This window comes from Micromonospora sp. II (assembly GCF_001709195.1).
Classification (GTDB): Bacteria; Actinomycetota; Actinomycetes; order Mycobacteriales; family Micromonosporaceae; genus Micromonospora; species Micromonospora chalcea.
Map to the genome: position 1 here is coordinate 56,434 of NZ_LYXF01000004.1, position 22,165 is coordinate 78,598.

Here is a 22,165-nt window from a genome sequence, read left to right on the forward strand (position 1 = left end):
TCAGACGTTCTCGGGGAAGCCGAGGTTGATTCCGCCGTGGCTGGGGTCGAGCCAGCGGGAGGTGACGACCTTGCCGCGGGTGAAGAAGTGCACGCCCTCGGCGCCGTGGGCGTGGGAGTCGCCGAAGAGGCTGTCCTTCCAGCCGCCGAACGAGTAGTAGGCCATCGGCACCGGGATCGGCACGTTGACGCCGACCATGCCGACCTCGACCTCGTTCTGGTACCGGCGGGCCGCGCCGCCGTCGTTGGTGAAGATGGCGGTCCCGTTGCCGTACGGGTTGGAGTTCACCAGCTTGAGCGCCTCGTCGTAGCTGCCGACCCGCACCACGGACAGCACCGGCCCGAAGATCTCGTCGGTGTACACGCTCATCTCCGGCGAGACCCGGTCCAGCAGGCTCGGCCCGAGCCAGAACCCGGACTCGTCGCCGTCGACCTGCACCTTCCGCCCGTCCACCACCAGTTCGGCGCCGGCCTCGACGCCCGCGTCCAGGTACGACGCGACCCGGTCGCGGTGCTCCCGGGTGACCAGCGGCCCCATGTCGCAGGAGCGGCGGCCGTCACCGATCTTCAGGCCGGCGATGCGCTCGCGGATGCGCGCCACCAGGTCGTCGGCGACGGGCTCGACGACCACCAGGGCGGAGATCGCCATGCACCGCTCGCCGGCCGAGCCGAACCCGGCGTTGACCGCCGCGTCGGCGGCCAGGTCGAGGTCGGCGTCCGGCAGCACCACCATGTGGTTCTTCGCGCCGCCGAGGGCCTGTACGCGCTTGCCGTTGCGGGTGCCGGTCTCGTACACGTACCGGGCGATCGGGGTGGAGCCGACGAACGACACGGCCTTGACATCGGGGTGCTCCAGCAGCCGGTCGACAGCGACCTTGTCGCCGTGCACCACGTTGAACACGCCGGCGGGCAGGCCGGCCTGCTCCCAGAGCCGGGCGACGAGCAGCGACGCGGACGGGTCCTTCTCGCTGGGCTTGAGCACGACGGCGTTGCCGGCCGCGATGGCGATCGGCACGAACCACATCGGGACCATCACCGGGAAGTTGAACGGGGAGATGACGGCGCAGACGCCGACCGGCTGCCGGATGGAGTAGACGTCCACGTTCGTGGACACGCCCTCGGAGTAGCCGCCCTTGAGCAGGTGCGGGATGCCGCAGGCGAACTCGACGACCTCCAGGCCGCGGGTGACCTCGCCCAGGGCGTCCGAGACGACCTTGCCGTGCTCGGCCGTGATCAGCTCGGCCAGTTCCTGCTTGTGCTGGTTCACCAGCTCCCGGAACGCGAACAGCACCTGGGTGCGCTTGGTCAGCGACGAGTTCCGCCAGGAGGCGAACGCGGCGGCGGCGGAGGCGACCGCCTGGTCCACCTCGTCGACGGAGGCCAGCGGCACCTCCGTCCGGACCGTGCCCAGCGCCGGATCGTAGACTGGGGCCGTACGCTCGGTGACGCCGGCGAACGCCTTGCCGTCGATCCAGTGGGTCACCCGCTCCAGCGGGACGGGAGCGGGCACGGTGCCGGGTGCTGTCTGGGTCATGCCCGGATCATCTGCGCTTCCCCAGGCCCGGGCAATGGGCACTGTGTCGTTCCCGCCCGGGAGAAGCACACATACTGTGCGCCGGAGCGAGGAGGGAGACGGTCTGATGCCGATGACGGTTCGCGACGTGCTCGAACTGCCGGCGTTGCAGCAGGCCGGGCCGCGTGTCATGGCCGGGCGGGACCGCCTGGACGCTCCGGTGCGCTGGGTGCACGTGGCCGAGATCCCGGAGATCGCCGACCTGCTCCGCGGCGGGGAGCTGGTGCTGACCACCGGTATCGGCCTGCCGCCGGACGACGACGGGCTGCGCCGGTGGATCGACGGCCTGGCGGCGGTCGGCGCGGCCGGGGTCGTGGTCGAGCTGGGCCGCCGGTTCGGCGGGACGCTGCCGGCCGCGCTCGTCGAGCAGGCCCGCAGCCGGAACCTGCCGCTCGTCGCGCTCCAGCGGGAGATGCGGTTCGTGGCGGTGACCGAGGTGGTCCACTCGGTGATCGTCGAGGAGCAGACCGCCGAGCTGCTCGCGAAGGACGAGATCCACCGGATCTTCACCGAGCTGTCGGTGGAGGGCGCGGAGCCCCGGCAGGTGCTCCGCGAGGTCACCCGTCTGTCCCGGCGTCCCGTGGTGCTGGAGAACCTCTCCCACCAGGTGCTGGCGTACGAGACCGGCCCGCTGTCGGCCGAGGAGCTGCTCGACCGCTGGGAGACCCGCTCACGCGCGGTCGAGGTCCCGTCCGGCACCGGCTACGAGCCGCGTTCGGGCTGGCTGGTGACCGGCGTGGAGGCGCGGGGCAACAGGTGGGGGCGGCTGGTGCTGCTGTGCGACCAGGAGCCGCCGGCCCGGACGAGCGTCCTGCTGGAGCGCGCCGCGTCCACCATCGCGCTGAACCAGCTCGTCGCCCGGGACGACTCGTCTGTCGAACGGCAGGCGCGCAGCAGCCTGCTGTGGAGCATCGTCAACCACTCCGCGCCGACCCGGGACGTGGCGCTGCGGGCGCGCGGACTCGGTGTGCCGCTGGAACAGCGGCGGCTGCTCGGGGTGGTGGTCCGCCGGCGCCGGCCGGGCCCGGGGCCCGGCGCCGAGATGAACGCGCGCCGCCGGGAACTGCTGGACGCGGTGGAGACGGCGGTGCGCGACTGCGGGCTGTCGGCGCTGGCCGGGGACGTCGACGGGCTCGGTGGTGCGGAGGTCACCGTGCTCGTCGCCCTCACCGACGCCGAGTCCGACGAGGCCGCGTTGCTCGGCCTGTCCACCGCGCTCACCCGGGCGGGCCTGCGGGCCGGGTCGGACGTCGTGGTCGCCGCCGGATCAGTGGTCAGGTCGCTGGACCTGGCGCGGCGCTCGCTGATCGAGGCGGCCCAGGTGGCCGACGCCACGGCGCACACCGCCGAGCCCCGGCCCTTCTACCGGCTCCTCGACGTCCGCCTCCGGGGCCTGCTGTACCTGCTGCGCGACGACGTGCGTCTGCAGACGTTCGTCGAGCGCGAACTGGGCCCGCTGCTCTCCTACGACGAGCGGCACGGCACGAACCACGTGGCGCTGCTGGAGGCGTACCTGGTCGAGGGGCGCAACAAGCGGCGTGCGGCGGAGGAGATGTCGCTGTCCCGCTCCGCGCTGTACCAGCGGTTGCAGTTGATCGAGCGGGTGCTCGGCGTCGACCTGGATTCGAGCGAGCGGCGCCTGTCGCTGCACGTGGCGCTCACCGCCCGCGACGTCATGCGCGGCGGCGGCATCTCCGGTGCCGCGGGCTGACTGTCACCTGCCGCGACGGGCCCGGGGGCGCCGCACACCGTCGCGGGTGGGCGAGGTGTGCACGCTGACGCTGACGACCGGGATCGCCCTCGCGACGCTCTTGCGTACCGTCTCCAGCGACGCCGTGGCGGGGGAGCACTCCACGATTATCACCGCCGATCGGTCCGGGCACTGCACGTACTGGACGTGCGTCACCGCGACCCGGCGTGAGTGCAGGACGGACAGCACCTTGAGCAGGCCGGTGGTGGAGTGCCCGGGGCCGAGGTGCACCACCATCGTGCACGCGCCGGCGGGGGAGTCGTCGTGCGGCCGGACGGCCGGGCCGGGAAGCCGGCGATCGACGGTGTCGGGGGGAAACGGGAACGTGGTCACGGGAGCCTCACAGTGTCGAGCCGACAGGGTGGCTTGGCCGGCGACGCACGCGAAGGCGTACGCCGCCTAGGTAATCGGCCCGATCGCGATGTGCATGCCCACGGCGGGGAGTGTGGCACGTCTCCGGGCCGCCGGGGAGGCTCCGGCGGCAAGCCGTCCGGCACGTGAGACAGCGCTCTGACCTGCGGATCGACGATCGTGGTGAGGCTTCGCGCCGGGCGCCTGCGAGTTACCGGCCGGTACGCATGCACTTAAGGATCGTTCAGGATCTCGCTCTACACTCGGGCTTGGGACGACGACTTGAGAAGGAGCTCCGCGCATGGACGCTGACGAGATCGCCGCCGGTCGGGCCCGCTGGCAGGCCCGCTACGACGCCGCCCGCAAGCGCGACGCGGACTTCACCACGCTGTCCGGCATGAGCGTCGAACCGGTGTACGGCCCGCCGGAGGGCGCGGCGTACCCGGGCTTCGACCGGATCGGCTGGCCGGGCGAGTTCCCGTACACCAGAGGTCTGTACCCGACCGGCTACCGCGGGCGGACCTGGACCATCCGGCAGTTTGCCGGTTTCGGCAACGCCCGGCAGACCAACGAGCGGTACAAGATGATCCTCGGCGCCGGTGGCGGCGGGCTCTCCGTCGCCTTCGACATGCCGACGCTGATGGGACGCGACTCCGACGACCCGCAGTCGCTCGGCGAGGTCGGCCACTGCGGTGTCGCCGTCGACTCGGCCGCCGACATGGAGGTGCTGTTCGACGGCATCGACCTGGCCGGCGTGACCACCTCGATGACCATCTCCGGTCCGGCCGTGCCGGTCTTCTGCATGTACCTGGTCGCCGCCGAACGGCAGGGCGCCAATCTGTCCACACTGGACGGAACGCTCCAGACGGACATCTTCAAGGAGTACATCGCGCAGAAGGAGTGGCTGTTCGACCCCGAGCCGCACCTGCGCCTCATCGGCGACCTGATGGAGTACTGCGCCCGGGAGATCCCCCGGTACAAGCCGCTGTCCGTCTCCGGCTACCACATCCGCGAGGCCGGCTCGACCGCCGCGCAGGAGCTGGCGTACACGCTGGCCGACGGGTTCGGGTACGTCGAGCTGGGCCTGTCGCGCGGGCTCGACGTGAACACGTTCGCCCCCGGCCTGAGCTTCTTCTTCGACTCCCATGTGGACTTCTTCGAGGAGATCGCCAAGTTCCGCGCCGCCCGCCGGATCTGGGCCCGCTGGCTGCGCGACGTGTACGGCGCCACCAGCGAGAAGGCGCAGTGGCTGCGGTTCCACACGCAGACCGCCGGAGTGTCGCTCACCGCGCAGCAGCCGGTCAACAACGTGGTACGGACCGCCGTGGAGGCCCTGGCCGCGGTGCTCGGCGGCACCAACTCGCTGCACACCAACGCCCTCGACGAGACGCTCGCCCTGCCCACCGACGAGTCGGCCGAGATCGCCCTGCGTACCCAGCAGGTGCTGATGGAGGAGACCGGGGTGACCAATGTGGCCGACCCGCTCGGCGGCGCCTGGTACGTCGAGGCGCTCACCGACCGGATCGAGGCCGAGGCGGAGGAGATCTTCGCCCGGATCAAGCAGCTCGGCGGCGAGGGCCCGCACGCCATCGGCCCGATGACCTCCGGCATCCTGCGCGGCATCGAGGACGGCTGGTTCACCGGGCACATCGCCGAGTCGGCGTTCGCCTACCAGCAGGCGCTGGAGAAGGGCGACAAGAAGATCGTCGGCGTCAACTGCCACACCGGCACCGTCGCCAAGGACCTGGAGATCCTGCGCATCTCGCACGAGGTGGAGCTGGAGCAGCGCCGGGTGCTGGCCGAGCGCAAGTCGGCCCGCGACGACGCCGCCGTCACCGCCGCCGTGGCGCGGATGGTCGAGGTGGCCCGCAGCGGCGAGAACATGATCCCCGCCATGCTCGACGCGGTCCGCGCCGAGGCCACCCTCGGCGAGATCTGCGACGCCCTCCGCACCGAGTGGGGCGTCTACCGCGAGCCCGCCCGCTTCTGACCGCCGCTTTGTAAGGAAGGGCCCCTTGTTAACAGCTGCTGTTAACAAGGGGCCCTTCCTCTACCGCAGGCGTTAACAAGGGGCCCTTCCTTACGGGCGGGCTGAGCTGGGGGAGAGTGGTGACTGTCGCCGTCGCGGCTGGTCGGAGATCCGTCGCGTACGTGCGAGACTAGACAACCATGAGCGACCCACGGATCACCTCGTCGATCTTCACCCGCGGCGCGGTCGACCTCAGCGCGCTGCGCACCCCCGCACCTGCCGACACCTCCACCGCCACACCGTCTCCGGGCGGCACGCCCGCCGGGCTGCCGGGCAGCCCCGCCGGCTCCGCCGCCGTGATCGACGTGACCGAGGCGAACATCCAGTCCGAGGTGCTCGAACGCTCGCTCACCACACCGGTAGTGGTCTTCTTCGGCGCCGCCGGTTACCCGGAGAGCGACCAGTTCGCCCCGGTGCTGGAGAAGCTGGCCGCCGAGGGCGGCGGAGCGTGGCTGCTGGCCCGGGTCGACGTGCAGCAGCAGCCGCGGCTCGCGCAGATGTTCCAGCTCCAGGCGCTGCCCACCACGTACGCCATCGTCGGTGGCCGCCCGATCGACGCCTTCCCCGGCCCGGTGCCCGAGTCGCAGTTGCGACAGTGGCTCCAGGCCGTGCTCAAGGCCGGTGGCGTCACCGTCGCCGAACCGGAGGACCCGCGCCTCGACGCCGCCGACGACGCGCTGATGAGCGGTGACCTCGACGCGGCCGAGGCGGCGTACCGGAAGATCCTCGCCGAGTCCCCGGCCGACGCGGCGGCGGAGGCGGGCCTGGCGCAGGTCGGGCTGGCCCGCCGGGTCGCCGGCGCCGACCCGCAGGGCGCGCTGGACGCCGCAGCCGCCGCCCCCGACGACGTGGACGCCCAACTGCTGGCCGCCGACATCGAGGTGCTCAGCGGCCTCGCCGACCAGGCGTACCAGCGGCTCGTCGGCCTGGTCCGGCGCACCGCCGGGGACGACCGGGACCGGGTACGCCAGCACCTGCTCGGCCTGTTCACCATCGCCGGCCCGGACGACCCCGCCGTGGCCTCCGCCCGACGCGCCCTGGCCAGCGCGCTGTTCTGAGTCAACCCGCGCGGGCCGGCGCACCGCCGGCCCGCCCGACCACCGAGGACGGGAGCCCATGATGCGCCGGATCGCCGTCCTCGACGCGCCGACGAACCTCGGGCTGCGCCCACCCACCGCCAGCTCCGTGCCCGGATGCGCCAAGGCGCCGGGCGCGCTGCGCGACCACGGCCTGCTCGCCCGGCTGCGGGCCCGAGACGCCGGCTGCCTGACCCCGCCCCGGTACGACCCGGGGGACTGGCGACCCGGCGACGGCGTCTGCCACGCGCCGGAGATCTCCGCGTACTCGCTGGCGCTCGCCGACCGGATCGGCGCGATCATCGACCGGGGCGAGTTCCCGCTGGTGCTCGGCGGCGACTGCTCGGTGCTGCTCGGCTCCGGGCTGGCCATGCACCGCCTCGGCGAGGCGGTCGGCGGGCGGATCGGCCTGGTCTTCGTCGACGGCCACTCCGACTTCCGGCACCCCGGCAACGCCTCCTACGTCGGCGCGGCCGCCGGGGAGGACCTGGCGCTGGTCACCGGGCGGGGGCAGCCCGACCTGGCGGCCATCGAGGGGCGGCGGCCCTACTTCCGGGACATCGACGTGGTGGTGCTCGGCATCCGCGCGCAGGACGAGTACCGCCTCGACCTGCAGGCCGCCGGCATCACCACCCGGCCGGTGCCGGCGCTGCGCGCCGAGGGCGCGGCCCGGACCGCCCAGTGGGCGCACGAGCAACTCGTCGACTGCGCCGGCTACTGGGTGCACATCGACGTCGACGTGCTCGACCCGGCGGTGATGCCCGCCGTGGACGCGCCCGACCCCGGTGGCATCGCCTTCGCCGAGCTGGAGATCCTGCTGGCCGGGCTGGTCGACACCCCGCACTGCCTCGGCGTCGAGCTGACCGTCTTCGATCCCGACTACGACCCGGACGGGGCGTACGCGGCCGAGATCGTGAACACGGTGGTGGCCGGGCTCGCCCCGGTCGTCGCGCCGGGCGCCGTTCCGCCCCGTCTGCTGCCGCCCGGCCCGCCGCCCCAGCGCGCACGGTACGCGGAGGCAACCCGGGCGGGCAGCTTCCTATCGCCGAACGGCGACGCCGCAGAGCGGGACGCGGATCCGGCGGCCGGGACCGCCGGGCTCGGCTCCGGCCTGGCGGCGGACGAGCCGGATCTCGCCTCAGCGCCGACGTCCGGAGGGCTCGCCTCGGCGTCGTTGGAGACGCCGGTGCCGGCCGTCGCCGTTGAGCCGATCGGGCCAGCCGCCGCGGTCTCCTCCGGGCTGCTGCGTCGGGTGCCCCAGACCGACGAGGACGCACCGAAGGACACCCCGCCGTCGTCCGCGGGCATCGACTGATCGCGCGGCAGTTCAGCCCGGCCGTCGGAACACGAACGCCGCCGCCTTCCGCTGCACGGCGGTCACCTCGGCGACGCTCAGATGGAGCAGCCTCGCCGCCGACGCCATCTCCTCCGGAAGCGTAGCCCCGCTCTCCAACGGGACGTCCGTGTTGAAGCAGACCGGCACACCCGCGTCGAGGAAGGTCCGCACCGGGTGGGCGTGGGCCGCGTCGACCGCGCCCAGGGCCAGATTCGATGAGATCGACACCTCGACGAGCACACCGTCGTTTCCCAACCGCTTGAGCAGCGACGGGCTGCGGGCGGCGGCGACCGCGTGGCCCAAACGCTGCGCGCCGAGTTCGTCCAGGGCACGCCATACGCCATCCAGGTGCCCGAACTCCCCGGCGTGCACCGTGACGCCGAGCCCCGACTCGCGGGCGGCGCGGAACAGGCCCCGGAACGGAGCCGTGTCGTCGTACCTGCTCTCGTCGCCGGCGAGGTCGATGCCCACGAAGGTGGCCGGAAGGTCGGCCAGCGCGCCCGTGCAGGCGCGAACGAACTCCTCGTCGCTGTCCCGGTTGATCAGGAGAATCCCCCGGACCGACGGGCGCTCCAGCGACTCCATTGTGGTGTGCGCGACGCGGAGGAACGCGGCCAGTGGCATGCCGTCCCACACGAACCGCCGCGGCGAGAGCCGGAGTTCGACGTGATCCACCCCTTCCCGGCGCTGCTCCTCGTGCATCTGCCGGATGAACGATCGCAAGTCGTCCGCCGATACCGGGAGCCGTCCGCGATTGCCGACGTCGTGCGCGGCGAAGAAGGCCGCCGGATCCCGGCGATGCTCGGCGGGAGTCAGGCCCACCTGTAGACGTTTGCGCTGCTGGGGTTCGAGGTGCAGATGGAGGTGGGGCAGCACGGTCAGTACCTCCTCGTAGCCAGCACCTTTACCCAGCTCTGCGCGGATCGGCCCGAGTTGCTCTCCTCCTCGGTCCAGGCCCGGGTCACCTCGAAGCCGGCCTCCTCTACCAGAGCGCGCAGCTCGGGCAGCTCGTACAGGAAAAAGTGCCGGACCTCGCCCGATTCGCCCAGCTGCTCGCTGACGAGCCCTCGGCCCTCCTTGACCGAGATCTGCATGATGCCCCCGGGTCTCAGCACCCGGTGCAGCTCGTCGAGCGACCGTCGTACGTCCGCACCGCCGAGATGCAGCAGGACCGCCGAACACCAGATCGCGCCGACGGAGCAGTCGGCCAGTGGGATGTCCCTGATGTCGGCCACCAGCCGTGAGAACGGGGCGCTCCACTTGACCTGGGTGAGCAGGGAGGCAGAGGCGTCCATGGCGACGACGGGACGGCCCCTGGCCGCCATGTAGTGTGCGTCCCGACCCGCGCCCGCCCCGGCGTCCAGTACCGGACCGGTGGTCGCATCGAGCAGGTGGTCGATCTGGTGGGGAAGCGCGGAGTCGTCCGCGAACTGTTCGGTGTCCGCCGCGTAGCGCGCGGCGTTGTTCTCGTAGGTGGCCAGCGTCTCGTCCAGGACCTCGGCACCAATCGTCTCGTTCATCCGCGCCTCGTCCCGTCGGAGTTCCCTAATGGTGATGTGGCAGTTCTCAATATAGGGAAAAGCGGCCCAGTCCCAGGTGTCCGGCAGGCCCACGATTTCGGCCCAGACACGTCGCGCGTACTGCGAAACCGCAGGAGGTTCGAGGGTCAGATAGTGGAAGGACGGTGCCCACGAGCAGTAGTAGTAGTTCCTGCGGGCGTCGGCCGCCTTGATCAATGGGCCGAGGCCGTCGACGGGGTGGGCGCCGGGCGGAACCAGCGCGCGGGCATCCGCCTCCGGCGGGAGCGGAAACAAATGGATGTGACAGTGGGTGATGCAGCCGCCGCCGCGGTGACCGGCCTCCTTGCCCGACGAGCCGTGTTCGACCAGAGTCACCCGGCAGGCGAAGACGCGCTCGATCTGGGCGGCGACGGCGCGGGCCAGGACGTGCAGCCGGGACCGTTCCCCGGCGGGGAGGTCGCCGCTGCTCGGCGCGTGACGGTGCGGTACGACCAGGGCGTAGCCCGGAGTCAGGGAGCCGAGTCCGGCCATGACGTCGAGGCCCGACCACCGCATGACGAGCCGGGGCGGCGAGGGATCGTCGAGGCCGGACGCGCCAACGGTGTTGCGCCTGACCTCCCGGCACATCTCGCAGCTGTCGGCCGGTCCGCCCGTCACTGCCCTTGCCCTCCGCGCCGCCGGCGTGCCCCCCAGATCAGTTGGAAGATCAGCAGCAGCGCGGGGAGGATGAGACCGACCAGAAACTCGGTGCGATCGACGGCTCTGGTCAGGTAGAGGACCACCGCGCCGATCGAATAGACGACCCCGATCGACCACAGTGCGAGCGTCACCTTGCGTCGGCGTACCCAGTTCAGCAGGAAGTTGCGCATCAACAGGGCGCTGGTCAGCCTCCTCGCGCTCACCTGTGTCTGTACCAGGGCGCAACCCGGGTAGAGGAGCTGAGCCTCGCCGGTCCGTCCGGGGAACACCGCCTCCCGCATCTTCGACAGGGCCGAGACGAAGGGCCAGATCGCCCAGATGGACTCCCGTAACGGGCTGCGTGGCAGTTCCCAGGCGCCGGTCGGACCCTGATCCCGCATGATCGCGGAAGCCGCCGTGAACAGTTTGGGTTGCAGCGGGTCGACGCCGGCCGCCAGGAGAGCGGTGACGGCGATCGGGCCGGCGAAGTGCGGCAGGACATTCTGGAACACCGTCTGGCGGTCCCCGTCCGGGTACGGGACGTCGAACTCCTCCACCGTCGACGACCGCTCGACGTGCTCGCCCGCCTCCAGCCGTTCGAGGATCCAGTCGGTCGTCTTGCTGATCGTGTTGACGCTCAGCGCGCCCTCGAGTTGGGAGAGGGCGAGCAGTGCGAAGCTGGTGTGCAGGAGGGTGGGCGGAGCGCCGGGCAACGGGCCCCAGGCCGGCGCGTCGGGGCTCTGCGCCCCGATCAGCCACTTCTTGGCGTTGTCGATGACGTGCGGCGGGCCGCCGCACTCCTGGAGCGCCAGCATGCACAGCGCGGTGTGGAAGACTCGTGAGGGTTGACCGGCGTATGAGGCCCAACCGAAGTCGGTGTTCTGGTTCTCTTCCAGGAAGCGCACGCCACCCCGCAATGCGTCGGACGCGGCGAGCCGACCCGTGCCGGGAGGGCTCAGCGCGCGTACCACCCACGCGGTGGCCTCGATGATCGGGAAGCCGTTGGTGGTTCTCACGGCCCAGCCACCCGCTCCGCCGTCCGGATCGACGATCTGCTGGTCGACCAGGTATTTGATGATCTCGTCAGCCCGTTCGAACTCCTGACCCGCGATGCGGAAGGTGAACAGCCCGACGGCGGAGGCGGTGATTCCCGGATTGGGATCGTCCAGGAAGTGATACCAACCAGCCGTGCCCTCGGGCGACCGGAAGTTGACCCGAAGGCAGGACAAGGCGCGGTCGATGGATTCGGACAGGGATTTTCCCGAGAGCGCTGCTACTGGGTGTGCCAATTCATCTCCACAGCGATGATGGGCGGATCGCCGCCTGTGGGCGCGTGTCGGCACCGTACAGCGCTGTCTTGATGTTCACCACCCGTCATGACGGGAGTCGATGGCCGTCGGTTGCGGTAATGACCCGATCGACGACTGTCCGAGAAAAAGCGCAAGGGATTTGCGAGGGTGTGTCGGAGTTTCGTCGCCGCGTCGGCCGCCGCTTCCCCACCGCAAGTGAATGCCGGACATCCGACAGTGCTGCGCCCGGTGCGCGTACGGCGGGGCAGGCGGGCTAGCGGGCGAGGCCGCGCAGGAACTTCTCGGCGATCGGCGCCGCCACCTTCGAGCCCGCCCCGCCCTGCTCGACGAAGACGGCGAAGGCCACGTCACCCTGCCACCCGACGAACCAGGCGTGCGTGTTCGCCGGGTTGTTGTCGTACTCCGCGGTGCCGGTCTTGCCGTGCACCGGCTCGCCGGGCACATCCGCCAGCGCGCTGCCACTGCCCGCTGTGACCACCCCGCGCATCAGCGACTTCAGCGCCGTCACCGACTCCGGCTTGAGCGCCTCGCCGGCCGGCGCGGGCTTGGCCGGCGCCGGGTCGAGAAGCAGCTTGGGCTGCTCGAACTTGCCCCGGGCCACGGCCGCGGTGGCGCTCGCCATGGCCAGCGGGCTCACCAGCGTGGTGCCCTGGCCGATCGCGGCGGCGGCCTGCTCGGTGGCCGGGCCGTTGGCGGAGACCTTGCCGGTGAACGCGTCCGCGCCGAGATCCCACGCGGCCTCCAGGCCGAGCGTACGACCGGCCTGCGCCAGCCCGTCCGGGCCGAGCTTCGGCGCCAGCGCCACGAACGCGGTGTTGCAGGACTTGGCGAAGTCGGTGGCGAACGGCACCGCGCCCAGCTCGAAGTTGTCCGAGTTCTTGAAGCTGCGGCCCTCGACCGTCGCCGTCTTCGGGCAGTTCACAGTGGTCTGCGGGGTCACCGCGCCCCGGTCGATCAGGCCGAGCGCGCTGACCATCTTGAACGTCGAGCCAGGCGGCACCTGGGCGGTGAACGCGAGGTTCTCGCCGGCCGCCCCGGGACCGTTCGCGGCGGCCAGCACCGCGCCGTCGCTGATCCGCAGCGCCACCAGCGCGGAGCGGCGGGTCTGCCCGCGCAACGCGGCGTCGGCAGCGTTCTGGGTCGCCACGTCGATGGTGGTCTTCACCGGCTGACCGGGCTTCGGGTCGGCGCGGTACAGCTCCGTGCCGGTCGGCTCGACCTTGCCGTCCGGGGTGGTCCGCTCGGTGATCACGGTGACGCCGGTGACGCCGCGCAGCCGCTCGTCGTACCGGCCCTGGAGGCCACCGTGGCCGACCAGGTCGCCGCGCGCGTACCGCTCGGGGTGGGCCTGCAGGTCGTCGGCGGTGGCCTGGTCGACCGAGCCGAGCAGCGCCCGGGCGAACTCGCGCGTCGGGGCCAGCATGAGCTGGTCGGTGGCGAACCGGGTGCCGGGCAGCTCGTAGATGCGCGGCTTGATCTGCCGGTACGCGTCCTCACGCAGCGTCACCACCTCGACGAGCCCGTCCGGCTTCGCCTCCTTGAGCCGCTTGGGCAGGTCGCCCAGGTCGACCGGCGGGCTGAGCGCGGGCCGGATCGCCTTGAACGCGGCGTCCAGCTTCTTGACCAGGCCGGGCACGTCGGTGACCTCGCCGGGAACGACCTGCACCCGGACCACCGGGCGCGGCGCGACGATCGGCTGGCCGGCGGCGTCCAGCACGCCGGCGCGCTGCGCCGGCTCCCGCCGCAGCGCGATCCGGTCGCCGCTCTCCAGCTTCTCGTGCACCACAGCCGGTTCCCAGATCACCTGCCACTGGTCGTCGCCGCCGCGCTTGAGGCGTACCGGGTTCTCGTAGGCCCAGCGGGCGCCGCCGGGCAGCGCCCAGCTCACCTTGACCCGGGCGGTGGCGACGTCGCCCTTGGTGGTGATCTCGCCGGTGCGCGTCAACTCCGGCGGGTTGGCGGCCAGCTCACCGGCGAGCGCCTGGAGCTGCTTGGTCACCTCGCCGGCCGCCACCCGCCCGCCGGCCGGCTGGATGAAGCCGACCGCCTGCAGGTCGCCGGAGCGCCAGCCGCCGAGGAACGCCTCGACGGCCGCCTCCGGGCCGTCGTCGCCGGAGCAGCCGGTCAGCGCGCCCGCTGTGACCAGGGCGGCGGCCAGCCCCGCGAGGAGGCGACGACGGGTGTGACGGCTGGGGCGGACGGGGTACGACACGGGCATGAAGCGGTCCCTCCGGTGCTCAACTGCCCTGCACGCTAGTACGGCCCGGCGCTCGCCACCGCCCCGCCACGGCCTCCGGCAGCGCGGAAAGCCCCGTGTGGCAGTGTGATGAACATCGCCAGTCGGGGTACTCCGCGGGCGGCCGACCACGAACCCGCAACGGGTGAAAGGACAGAGTCCCGATCCGGACGTCCGGCCGGTGGTCCGCCGCGGGAGGTACCACGCGGTAGGGCCTAGGCTGGGCGGCAGAGTGACCCACAGTGCGGTGGGTCGAGGGGAGTGGCACCGATGGACCGGCGTCCGGCGATCAAACCGGGACCCGACCTCCGGCAGGCTGACACCGGCCGGGACGACGACAGCTTCGATTCGGCGACCGACGGGGACGGTTTCAGCCGTCTCGACACAGGAGTGACCGGGATGACCGGTTCCAGCATCGACACCCTCTACGACCTGGGCCTGCCCACGCAGGCACTGGCCGACGAGTCGGAGGACGCCGAGCTGGACGAGCCCGTTCCCAACGCGGAGCGGCTGGTCGCCCAGGCGGTCGCGCTGGCCGGCGACGACCACGATGCGGCCACACTCGTGGACCGCTTCTGGCGGTTCGCGCCGGACGAGGAGCTGATCGGCTTCACCGCCGAGGAGATGCTGGAGGCGGCCCGGGCCCACCGGGACCTGGCCCAGCAGCGGGTTCCGGGCGAGCTGAAGCTGCGCATCCACGAGCCGGACGCCGAGCAGCACCACACGGTCGTCGAGATCGTCACCGACGACATGCCGTTCCTGGTCGACTCGGTGACCGCCCTGCTCAACTCCCGTCACCTCGACGTGCACCTGCTGGTGCACCCGCTGGTCGTGGTGCGGCGCGAGCCGCTGGGCCGGCTCACCGAGGTCTCGGCGGACGTGGAGCCGGACGACGCCATCGCCGGTGACCTGGTCGAGAGCTGGATGCGGATCGAGATCGACCCGGTCCGCGACCCGGCCGAGCGGGAGGCGCTGCGCCGCGAGTTGCAGCGGGTGCTCACCGACGTGCGCGAGGCGGTCGAGGACTGGCCGAAGATGCGGCAGCGGGCCCTCGCGCTCGCCGACGAGCTGGCCGCCGCCCGGACGTCGGACAACCGCCCGCCGGTGCCGGAAAAGGACATCACCGACTCGGTGGAGCTGCTGCGCTGGCTGGCGCACGACCACTTCACGTTCCTCGGCTACCGCGAGTACCGCCTGGTCGACGCCGACGGCGCGCGCGGCAGCGGGCAGGCCCTGGAGGCGGTGCTCGGCACCGGCCTGGGCATCCTGCGCTCCGACTCGCCGGAGGCCCGGTCGCTGAACTCGATGACGCCCGAGGCGCACGAGAAGGTGCTGGAGAAGCGCCTGCTCATCATCACCAAGGCCAACTCGCGTGCCACCGTGCACCGCTCGGCGTACCTCGACTACATCGGCTTCAAGATCTTCAACGAGGCCGGCGAGGTGGTCGGGGAGCGGCGCTTCCTGGGCCTGTTCTCCACCGCCGCGTACCGGACCAGCGTGCAGGAGCTGCCGGTGGTCCGGCGCAAGGTCGCCGAGGTGCTCGACCGCTCGGGCCTGAGCCTGCGCAGCCACTCCGGCAAGGACCTGTTGCAGATCCTGGAGACGTACCCGCGCGACGAGCTGTTCCAGATCAAGACCGACGACCTCTACCACGCGGTGATCGGCGTGCTGCGGATGGCGGGCCGCCGGCAGCTGCGGGTGTTCCTGCGCCGCGACGCGTACGGGCGGTTCATCTCCTGCCTGATCTACCTGCCGCGGGACCGGTTCACCACGCAGAACCGGCTGCGCATGCAGGACATCCTGCTGCGCGAGCTGAACGGCGTCGGCGTCGACTACACCACCCGGGTGACCGAGTCGATGCTGGCCCGCGTGCACTTCATCGTGCGGACCGACCCGAACAACCCGCCCGGTGACATCGACGCCGACCTGCTCGCCGAGGAGCTGGCCGACGCGACCCGCCTCTGGGACGACGACTACCGGCTGGTGCTGGAGCGCAAGCTCGGCGACGAGCAGGCCAAGCACCTGTTCGCCCGGTACGCCGACGCGTTCCCGGAGGGCTACAAGGACGGGCACACGCCGTACGAGGCGATGAAGGACCTGGCGAAGCTGGAGCTGCTGGAGGAGCCCGGCCAGCTGGAGATGCACCTGTTCCGCAAGCAGGCGCCGCCGCGTCCGTACGCCGCCCGCGCCGCCGACGCCGACGAGGCGATGGACGTGCGGTTCAAGGTCTACCGGTACGGCGAGCCGATGATGCTCTCCGCCGTGCTGCCGGTGCTGCACTCGCTCGGTGTGAAGGTGGTCGACGAGCACCCGTACGAGGTGGAGCGCGTCGACGGCCGGATCTGGCTCTACGACTTCGGTCTGGAGCTGCCCGAGCGGCACCAGGACCTGGCCGAGGTACGTCCGCACGTGGAGAACGCCTTCGCCGCCGCCTGGCGGGGCGAGGCCGAGGTGGACGGCTTCAACGAGCTGGTGCTCCGGGCCGGGCTCACCTGGCGGCAGGTCGTCGTGCTGCGCGCGTACGCGAAGTACCTGCGCCAGGCCGGCACCGTGTTCTCCCAGGAGTACATGGAGCAGACGTTCATCGCGTACCCGCAGATCGCCGAACTGCTGGTGAAGCTGTTCGAGACCCGGTTCGCCCCGGGCGCCACCACGCTCGACGAGCGGCGGCAGCGCAGCGGTGAGCTGGTCGACGCGATCGGCGAGGCGCTGGACGAGGTGGCCAGCCTCGACCAGGACCGCATCCTGCGGGCCTACCTGACGCTGATCCAGGCCACGCTGCGCACCAGCTTCTACCAGAAGCCGGTGGGCGGGCGGCCCAAGCCGTACGTGGCGTTCAAGCTGGACCCGCAGGCCATCCCGGACCTGCCCGCGCCGCGACCCAAGTTCGAGATCTTCGTCTACTCGCCCCGGTTCGAGGGCGTGCACCTGCGCTACGGGCCGGTGGCCCGCGGCGGCCTGCGCTGGTCCGACCGGCGCGAGGACTTCCGGACCGAGGTGCTCGGCCTGGTCAAGGCGCAGATGGTGAAGAACGCGGTGATCGTGCCGGTCGGCGCCAAGGGCGGCTTCGTGCTCAAGCAGAAGCCGGGCGACCGGGACGAGGCGGTGATCTGCTACAAGGAGTTCATCTCCGCGCTGCTGGACGTCACCGACAACATCGTCAGCGGCGAGATCGTGCCGCCCGAGGACGTGGTCCGGCACGACGGCGACGATCCGTACATGGTGGTGGCCGCCGACAAGGGCACCGCGACGTTCTCCGACATCGCCAACGAGATCTCCGAGGCGCACAGCTTCTGGCTGGGCGACGCGTTCGCCTCCGGCGGCTCGGCCGGCTACGACCACAAGAAGATGGGCATCACCGCCCGGGGCGCCTGGGAGTCGGTCAAGCGGCACTTCCGGGAGCTGGGGCACGACACCCAGACGCAGGACTTCACTGTGGTCGGCGTCGGTGACATGTCCGGCGACGTGTTCGGCAACGGGATGCTGCTGTCGAAGCACATCCGGCTGGTGGCCGCGTTCGACCACCGGCACATCTTCCTGGACCCGGATCCGGACTCGGCCCGGTCGTGGGAGGAGCGCAAGCGGCTGTTCGACATGCCGCGCTCGTCGTGGGAGGACTACGACCGCGAGCTGATCTCCGAAGGCGGCGGCGTCCACTCGCGTACGGCGAAGTCGGTGCCGATCTCGCCGCAGGTCCGCGCGGTGCTCGGCCTCGACGAGGACGTCACGCAGCTCAGCCCGCAGGAGCTGATGAAGGCGATCCTCACCGCGCCGGTGGACCTGTTCTGGAACGGCGGCATCGGCACCTACGTCAAGGCGTCCAGCCAGACCAACGCCGAGGTCGGCGACAAGTCCAACGACGCCATCCGGGTGGACGGCAAGAGCCTGCGCTGCCGGGTGGTCGGCGAGGGCGGCAACCTGGGCTTCACCCAGCAGGGCCGGATCGAGTACGCCTCGACCGGCGGCCGCATCTACACCGACTTCATCGACAACGCGGCCGGTGTGGACTGCTCCGACCACGAGGTCAACATCAAGATCCTGCTCAACACGGCGGTGGCCGACGGGGAGCTGGACCGGCCGGAGCGTGACGAGCTGCTGGCCCGGATGACCGACGAGGTCGCCGAGCTGGTGCTGCGGGACAACTACGACCAGGCGCGGGCGCTGAACAACGCCCAGGCCCAGGCCGCCTCGCTGCTCCCGGTGCACCGGCGGATGATCAACGACCTGGAGCGGTCCGGCGCGCTGGACCGGGCCCTGGAGGCGCTGCCGTCGGACGAGGAGCTGGCGGTCCGCACCGAGAGCGGGCTGACCGCGCCGGAGTTCGCGGTGCTGCTCGCGTACGTCAAGATCGTGCTGGAGCGCGAGATCGTCGGCGAAGGCCTGGCGGACGAGGAGTGGACGACCGACATCCTGGTCAACTACTTCCCGACGCCGTTGCGGCAGCGCTTCGCCGACCGGATGGGCCGGCACCGGCTGCGCCGGGACATCGTCACCACTGTCCTGGTCAACGAGGCGATCAACCGGGGCGGCATCTCGTTCGTCTTCCGGGTGGTCGAGGAGACGGCCGCCTCCGCGGCGGACGTGCTCCGGGCGTACGTGGTGGTCCGCGAGGTGTTCGGCCTGCGTGACCTCTGGGACGCGGTCGAGGCGCTGGACAACAAGGTCTCGCCCGAGTTGCAGACCGCCGTCTACCTGGACACCCGGCGGCTGCTCGACCGCGCGGTGCGCTGGCTGGTCACCAACCGCCGGTCGCCGATCGACGTGCCGGCGGAGATCGACCGGCTGCGCGACGGTGTGGCCCAGCTCCTGCCGGACCTGGAGCACCGGTTCTGGGGCACCGAGCGGGAGGCCATCGCGGCGCACATCGAGTCGCTGGTCGACCGGGGGCTGCCGCGTGACCTGGCCGAGCAGGCGACCCGCCTGATGTACAGCTTCGGCCTGCTCGACATCGTCGAGACGGCGCAGGCGACCCGGCGGGACGTGGGCGAGGTGGCCTCGGTCTACTTCGTGCTCTCCGACCGGTTCCGGGTGGACGCGCTGCTGTCGAAGATCTCCCTGCTGCCGCGCGAGGACCGGTGGCAGACGCTGGCCCGGATGGCGCTGCGCTACGACCTGTACGCCGCGCTGGCCGCGCTCACCGCCGAGGTGCTCGGCTCCACCCCGGACGACGTGCCGCCGGTGGAGCGGGTGCAGGAGTGGGAGCAGGCGAACGCCACCTCGATCCACCGGGCGCACCGGGCGATGGGGGAGTTCGACGAGTCCCGCGCCGACCTGTCCGCGCTGTCGGTGCTGCTGCGCCAGATCCGTACCCTGGTCCGGACCTCGGCGGCGGCCTGACCGCAGACGCGCGCGTGGCCCGGTGGTCGGGGAACCGACCACCGGGCCACCGCCGTTTCCGCCCTCAGCTCGTCATCGGGGCGTAGACGACGATGTTGTTCAGGTAGCTTCCGGCCGTGCGGTCGAACACCCCGCCGCAGGTCACCACGCGCAGGGCGGGCACGGCCGACGGACCGTAGACCTGCGCGGCGGGAAAGGCGGTCTTCGGGTACGACCCGACCTCGCGCACCGTGAACGTGGCGGACCTGCCGTCCTGCCGGGTGACCACTATCGTGTCGCCGGCCACCAGCGCGCCGAGGTTGAAGAACACCGCCGGGCCGAGCTGGGCGGAGTCGACGTGGCCCACGATCACCGCGTTGCCGGCCTCGCCCGGGCTGGCGCCGGGGGAGTACCACCCGGCCTTCATGGCCTGGTCCAGCGGGGGCACCTGGACCGTGCCGTCCGGGTTCGTGCCGAGCGACATGATCTCGGCCCGCACCCCGATACGGGGGATCGAGATGGTCGTCGGCGCGGACCGGGGCAGTGGAGCCGGGGCGGCGCCGTTCGGGCTCGTCGCGCCCGCTGGGCCCGTTGCTGCCGGAGCGCCCGGGACCGCTGCGGCCCCCGGGGCGGCTGCGGTGCCCGGGGCGGCCGCGGTGCCCGGGGCGGCGCCGGGTGGGCCGGTCGTCGGGCCGGGCGTCGCGGGGCCGACGGCGCCCCCGGCGGCGTCCGCCGTCGGCAGGCCGGTGCCGTCCGGCGTCAGCTGACCCTCGGCGTCCGGCCCCGGTTGGCCCTCGGCGTCCGGGTCTGCTTGGGGGCCGGTGGTGACCGGGGCCGCCTGCCCGAGCGGCTGCGGCGGGGACGGTGGCGGGACGGTCCGGACGGACGCGCCGATCAGACCGGCCCCGGCCATGGCGAGCAGGACGACGACGGCCGTGCCGGCGGCACGCCACGGACTTCCGTGACGGCCGCCGGCCCGGGTCGTCGTCCGGTCAGACCAGGTCACCGGCCCGCCGCCGGCGCAGCAGCACCAGGCCGCCCAGTGCCGCGGCGCCGATCATGCCCGCGCCACCGGTGGCGAGGGTACGGTCCACGCCGGTGGTCGTCATGCCGCCGTCGCCGCCGTCGACCCCACCGCGCGGCAGGACCACCAGCTCGCCCTCACCGCAGGAGCCCCGCAACTCGTACCGGCCCGGCCGGGCGTCGTGCGAGACGGTGGCCTCGCCGTAGTAGACGAAGTCCTTCCCGTGCTCCCAGCCGTCCTTGCCGTCCTTGCCGTAGTCGCGCTCGGCGTCCTTGCCGTAGTCGCCCTTGTCGTCCTGCCAGGCGCCTCCGCTCGCCTGCCAGTCGTCCTTGTCGCCCGGCCAGTCGCTCTTGTCGCCCGGCCAGTCGTTCTCACCTTCCTGCCAGTCGTTCTTGCCGCCCTGCCAGGAGCCGTGCTCGTCCTTGCCGTCCTTGCCCTTGTCGTCCGGCCGGCCGCCACGGTCGTCCTTGCCGTGCTCGTCCTTGGCGTCCTTGCCGTGCTGTTCCTTGCCGTCGGGGCCGTGCGCGTCCTTGGTCCAGTCCGGCCCGCCCGGCTTCTCCTTCTCCCAGCCCGGCTCGGCGTCCTGGCCGTACTCGTCGTGCCCCTGCCAGTCGCCGGGGTCGACGGCCGCGCCGGCCCCCGCGCCGCCCGGCTGCGGCTGCCCTTCCGGCTGGCCGGCCGGCGGCTGGGGCTGGTCCGCCGGGGGCTGCGGCATGCCGTCGCCACCCGGGCCGTTGCCGCCGGGCCCGTTGCCACCCGGGCCGTTGCCACCCGGGCCGTTGCCACCCGGGCCGTTGCCACCCGGGCCGTTGCCACCCGGGCCGTTGCCACCCGGGCCGTTGCCGCCCGGCCCGTTGCCGTCGGGCCCGTTTCCGCCCGGCCCGTGTTCGTCCCCGCCCGGCTCGCCGCGGCCGTCCGGGCCCTTGCCGTGGTCGTCCTTGCCGTCCGGGCCCTTGCCGTGCTCGTCCTTGCCGTCCGGGCCCTTGTCGTCCCAGCCCCAGTCCTGGTCGCCGCCCCAGTCACCGCCCCGGTCGGCCCAGTCGCCGTGCTCGCCGTCGCGGGCCGGGCGCAGGTCGACCTTGCCGGTCACCTTCGACCAGACGGTGGCGTGCTGCTGCGGCTCGGAGCAGATCGCGAGCAGTTCGACGGTGTCCCCCGCCTTCACCACGTGCGGCTTGGCGATGACCTTGCCCTCGTCGTGCCCTCCCGCGTAGGCCATTCCCGGGGTGAACACGAGAAGGCCGGCGCCGCCGAGGGCAGCGCCCGCGACCACCTTCCCGAGCATCTTCTTAGCCATGACCAGCGTCTCCATCCCTGTTCGTCCTGAGCCCGACGTCAGTCGAGCTAAGGCCGACGCTAGACCTTTTCGCGACTTATTCGGGGAAAGATTCGCTTTTAGGAGTTTGTCGAGATCGGGCGTGTCCGCGCTGTCCCCGCCTCCGCGCGCCGATCGGCCCGACTTCGGCGACCCCGCGACCCGGATCCCGCTCGTACGGTTCCGACGGTCTCGCCTCCGCCGGTGGGTGGAACGCCATGGGTGTCATTTGGCCGTTTTGGCACCCATGGCGTTCCAGTCGGCCGGGCGGAGGCGGGACGGTCCGCCGCCCGGCGTGAGGGTGGCGCGGCGAGGTGGGGGCCGCGGGTGGTTGGCGGCGAGCCCGGCTGGTGTAGCGGGGTCCGGGCGCGCGGTGAGCGGGGCGGGGTCGGGGCGGGCGGTAGGGTGGGCCGCGAGGCGCATCGAGGCATTGCCATGGAAGCGCTCCCATGCAAGAATCGCTGCACGCGGTTCGGGGAGCCACACCGCGAGCTCAGGCGTCGAGGGCAGCCGGTTGACCGGCCGACGTCCGGCTCCATCGGCCGGTCCTGCGGACCGGTCGGCACCACCACCCCCAACGCCCGTCCGGGTCGGGCGTCCCCCGAAGTAACCAGTGGCGCGCACGGTCGTTCCCGCAGGGCGACCGCCGCCG

13 protein-coding genes are annotated in these 22,165 nt (G+C 72.0%); 5 read left to right on the forward strand and 8 right to left on the reverse strand.

The genetic code is table 11. The features are described from left to right. Positions 1–1,533 (reverse strand): CoA-acylating methylmalonate-semialdehyde dehydrogenase, encoded by a 1,533-nt coding sequence (locus A8711_RS01455; RefSeq protein ID WP_069087256.1) that lies wholly within the window; start codon positions 1,531–1,533, stop codon positions 1–3. A gap of 106 nt (positions 1,534–1,639) precedes the next feature. On the opposite strand from A8711_RS01455, the gene A8711_RS01460 reads away from it, so the two are divergent. Continuing rightward, positions 1,640–3,283: a PucR family transcriptional regulator gene (locus A8711_RS01460; RefSeq protein ID WP_069087257.1), complete on the forward strand. Its 1,644-nt coding sequence runs from the start codon at positions 1,640–1,642 to the stop codon at positions 3,281–3,283. Positions 3,284–3,286: 3 nt separating this feature from the next. On the opposite strand, the gene A8711_RS01465 is transcribed toward A8711_RS01460, so the two are convergent. Next, a complete protein-coding gene (locus A8711_RS01465; RefSeq protein ID WP_069087258.1) occupies positions 3,287–3,655 on the reverse strand; it encodes a hypothetical protein in 369 nt (122 codons plus the stop codon). A gap of 319 nt (positions 3,656–3,974) precedes the next feature. Between A8711_RS01465 and A8711_RS01470 the strand changes: the two genes are divergently transcribed. The 3 genes from A8711_RS01470 (at position 3,975) to A8711_RS01480 (ending at position 8,093) form a co-directional block, all read left to right on the forward strand. After that, positions 3,975–5,663 (forward strand): methylmalonyl-CoA mutase, encoded by a 1,689-nt coding sequence (locus A8711_RS01470; RefSeq protein WP_043328778.1) that lies wholly within the window; start codon positions 3,975–3,977, stop codon positions 5,661–5,663. Positions 5,664–5,842: 179 nt separating this feature from the next. Further along, the gene (locus tag A8711_RS01475) at positions 5,843–6,760 is read left to right on the forward strand and encodes a tetratricopeptide repeat protein (protein WP_043328779.1); all 918 of its coding nucleotides are present in this window, start codon (positions 5,843–5,845) and stop codon (positions 6,758–6,760) included. 58 nt (positions 6,761–6,818) lie between these two features. Next, positions 6,819–8,093 carry an arginase family protein gene (locus tag A8711_RS01480; RefSeq protein ID WP_043328780.1) on the forward strand — a complete coding sequence of 425 codons (1,275 nt, stop codon included), beginning with the start codon at positions 6,819–6,821 and terminating at the stop codon, positions 8,091–8,093. A 12-nt stretch (positions 8,094–8,105) separates the two neighbouring features. Here A8711_RS01480 and A8711_RS01485 read toward each other — a convergent pair whose 3' ends face one another. The 4 genes from A8711_RS01485 to A8711_RS01500 all read right to left on the reverse strand — a co-directional run bounded on the left by A8711_RS01485 (position 8,106) and on the right by A8711_RS01500 (position 13,840). Then, a complete protein-coding gene (locus A8711_RS01485; RefSeq protein ID WP_064447796.1) occupies positions 8,106–8,990 on the reverse strand; it encodes a hypothetical protein in 885 nt (294 codons plus the stop codon). A 2-nt stretch (positions 8,991–8,992) separates the two neighbouring features. Continuing rightward, positions 8,993–10,291, reverse strand: a complete 1,299-nt coding sequence (locus tag A8711_RS01490; protein ID WP_043328781.1) for a methyltransferase domain-containing protein — start codon at positions 10,289–10,291, stop codon at positions 8,993–8,995. Then, entirely contained in the window at positions 10,288–11,601 is a 1,314-nt protein-coding gene (locus tag A8711_RS01495; RefSeq protein WP_158629869.1) for a prenyltransferase/squalene oxidase repeat-containing protein, read from the reverse strand. Before A8711_RS01495 ends, A8711_RS01490 begins: the two co-directional genes overlap by 4 nt. Before the next feature lie 274 nt (positions 11,602–11,875). Next, on the reverse strand, positions 11,876–13,840 hold the full coding sequence (locus A8711_RS01500; RefSeq protein WP_069087259.1) for a penicillin-binding transpeptidase domain-containing protein: 1,965 nt from the start codon (positions 13,838–13,840) through the stop codon (positions 11,876–11,878). Positions 13,841–14,128: 288 nt separating this feature from the next. Between A8711_RS01500 and A8711_RS01505 the strand changes: the two genes are divergently transcribed. Beyond that, positions 14,129–19,195, forward strand: coding sequence for an NAD-glutamate dehydrogenase (locus A8711_RS01505; protein ID WP_069087260.1), 5,067 nt, complete (start codon positions 14,129–14,131; stop codon positions 19,193–19,195). Between the two features lie 64 nt (positions 19,196–19,259). Here the strand turns inward: A8711_RS01505 and A8711_RS01510 are convergent, their stop codons facing one another. Together A8711_RS01510 and A8711_RS01515 are read right to left on the reverse strand one after the other, a co-directional pair. Next, the gene (locus tag A8711_RS01510; protein ID WP_069087314.1) at positions 19,260–20,087 is read right to left on the reverse strand and encodes a class F sortase; all 828 of its coding nucleotides are present in this window, start codon (positions 20,085–20,087) and stop codon (positions 19,260–19,262) included. Positions 20,088–20,166: 79 nt separating this feature from the next. Then, positions 20,167–21,510, reverse strand: coding sequence for a hypothetical protein (locus A8711_RS01515; protein ID WP_069087261.1), 1,344 nt, complete (start codon positions 21,508–21,510; stop codon positions 20,167–20,169). Positions 21,511–22,165: the final 655 nt, after the last annotated feature.

What these genes read in the sequence shown, in the direction of transcription:
- A8711_RS01455 (WP_069087256.1), bottom strand. Translation starts at nt 1,533, where the DNA reads ATGACCCAGACAGCACCCGGCACCGTGCCCGCTCCCGTCCCGCTGGAG.
- A8711_RS01460 (WP_069087257.1), top strand. Translation starts at nt 1,640, where the DNA reads ATGCCGATGACGGTTCGCGACGTGCTCGAACTGCCGGCGTTGCAGCAG.
- A8711_RS01470 (WP_043328778.1), top strand. Translation starts at nt 3,975, where the DNA reads ATGGACGCTGACGAGATCGCCGCCGGTCGGGCCCGCTGGCAGGCCCGC.
- A8711_RS01475 (WP_043328779.1), top strand. Translation starts at nt 5,843, where the DNA reads ATGAGCGACCCACGGATCACCTCGTCGATCTTCACCCGCGGCGCGGTC.
- A8711_RS01480 (WP_043328780.1), top strand. Translation starts at nt 6,819, where the DNA reads ATGATGCGCCGGATCGCCGTCCTCGACGCGCCGACGAACCTCGGGCTG.
- A8711_RS01500 (WP_069087259.1), bottom strand. Translation starts at nt 13,840, where the DNA reads ATGCCCGTGTCGTACCCCGTCCGCCCCAGCCGTCACACCCGTCGTCGC.
- A8711_RS01505 (WP_069087260.1), top strand. Translation starts at nt 14,129, where the DNA reads ATGGACCGGCGTCCGGCGATCAAACCGGGACCCGACCTCCGGCAGGCT.
- A8711_RS01510 (WP_069087314.1), bottom strand. Translation starts at nt 20,087, where the DNA reads ATGGCCGGGGCCGGTCTGATCGGCGCGTCCGTCCGGACCGTCCCGCCA.
- A8711_RS01515 (WP_069087261.1), bottom strand. Translation starts at nt 21,510, where the DNA reads ATGGAGACGCTGGTCATGGCTAAGAAGATGCTCGGGAAGGTGGTCGCG.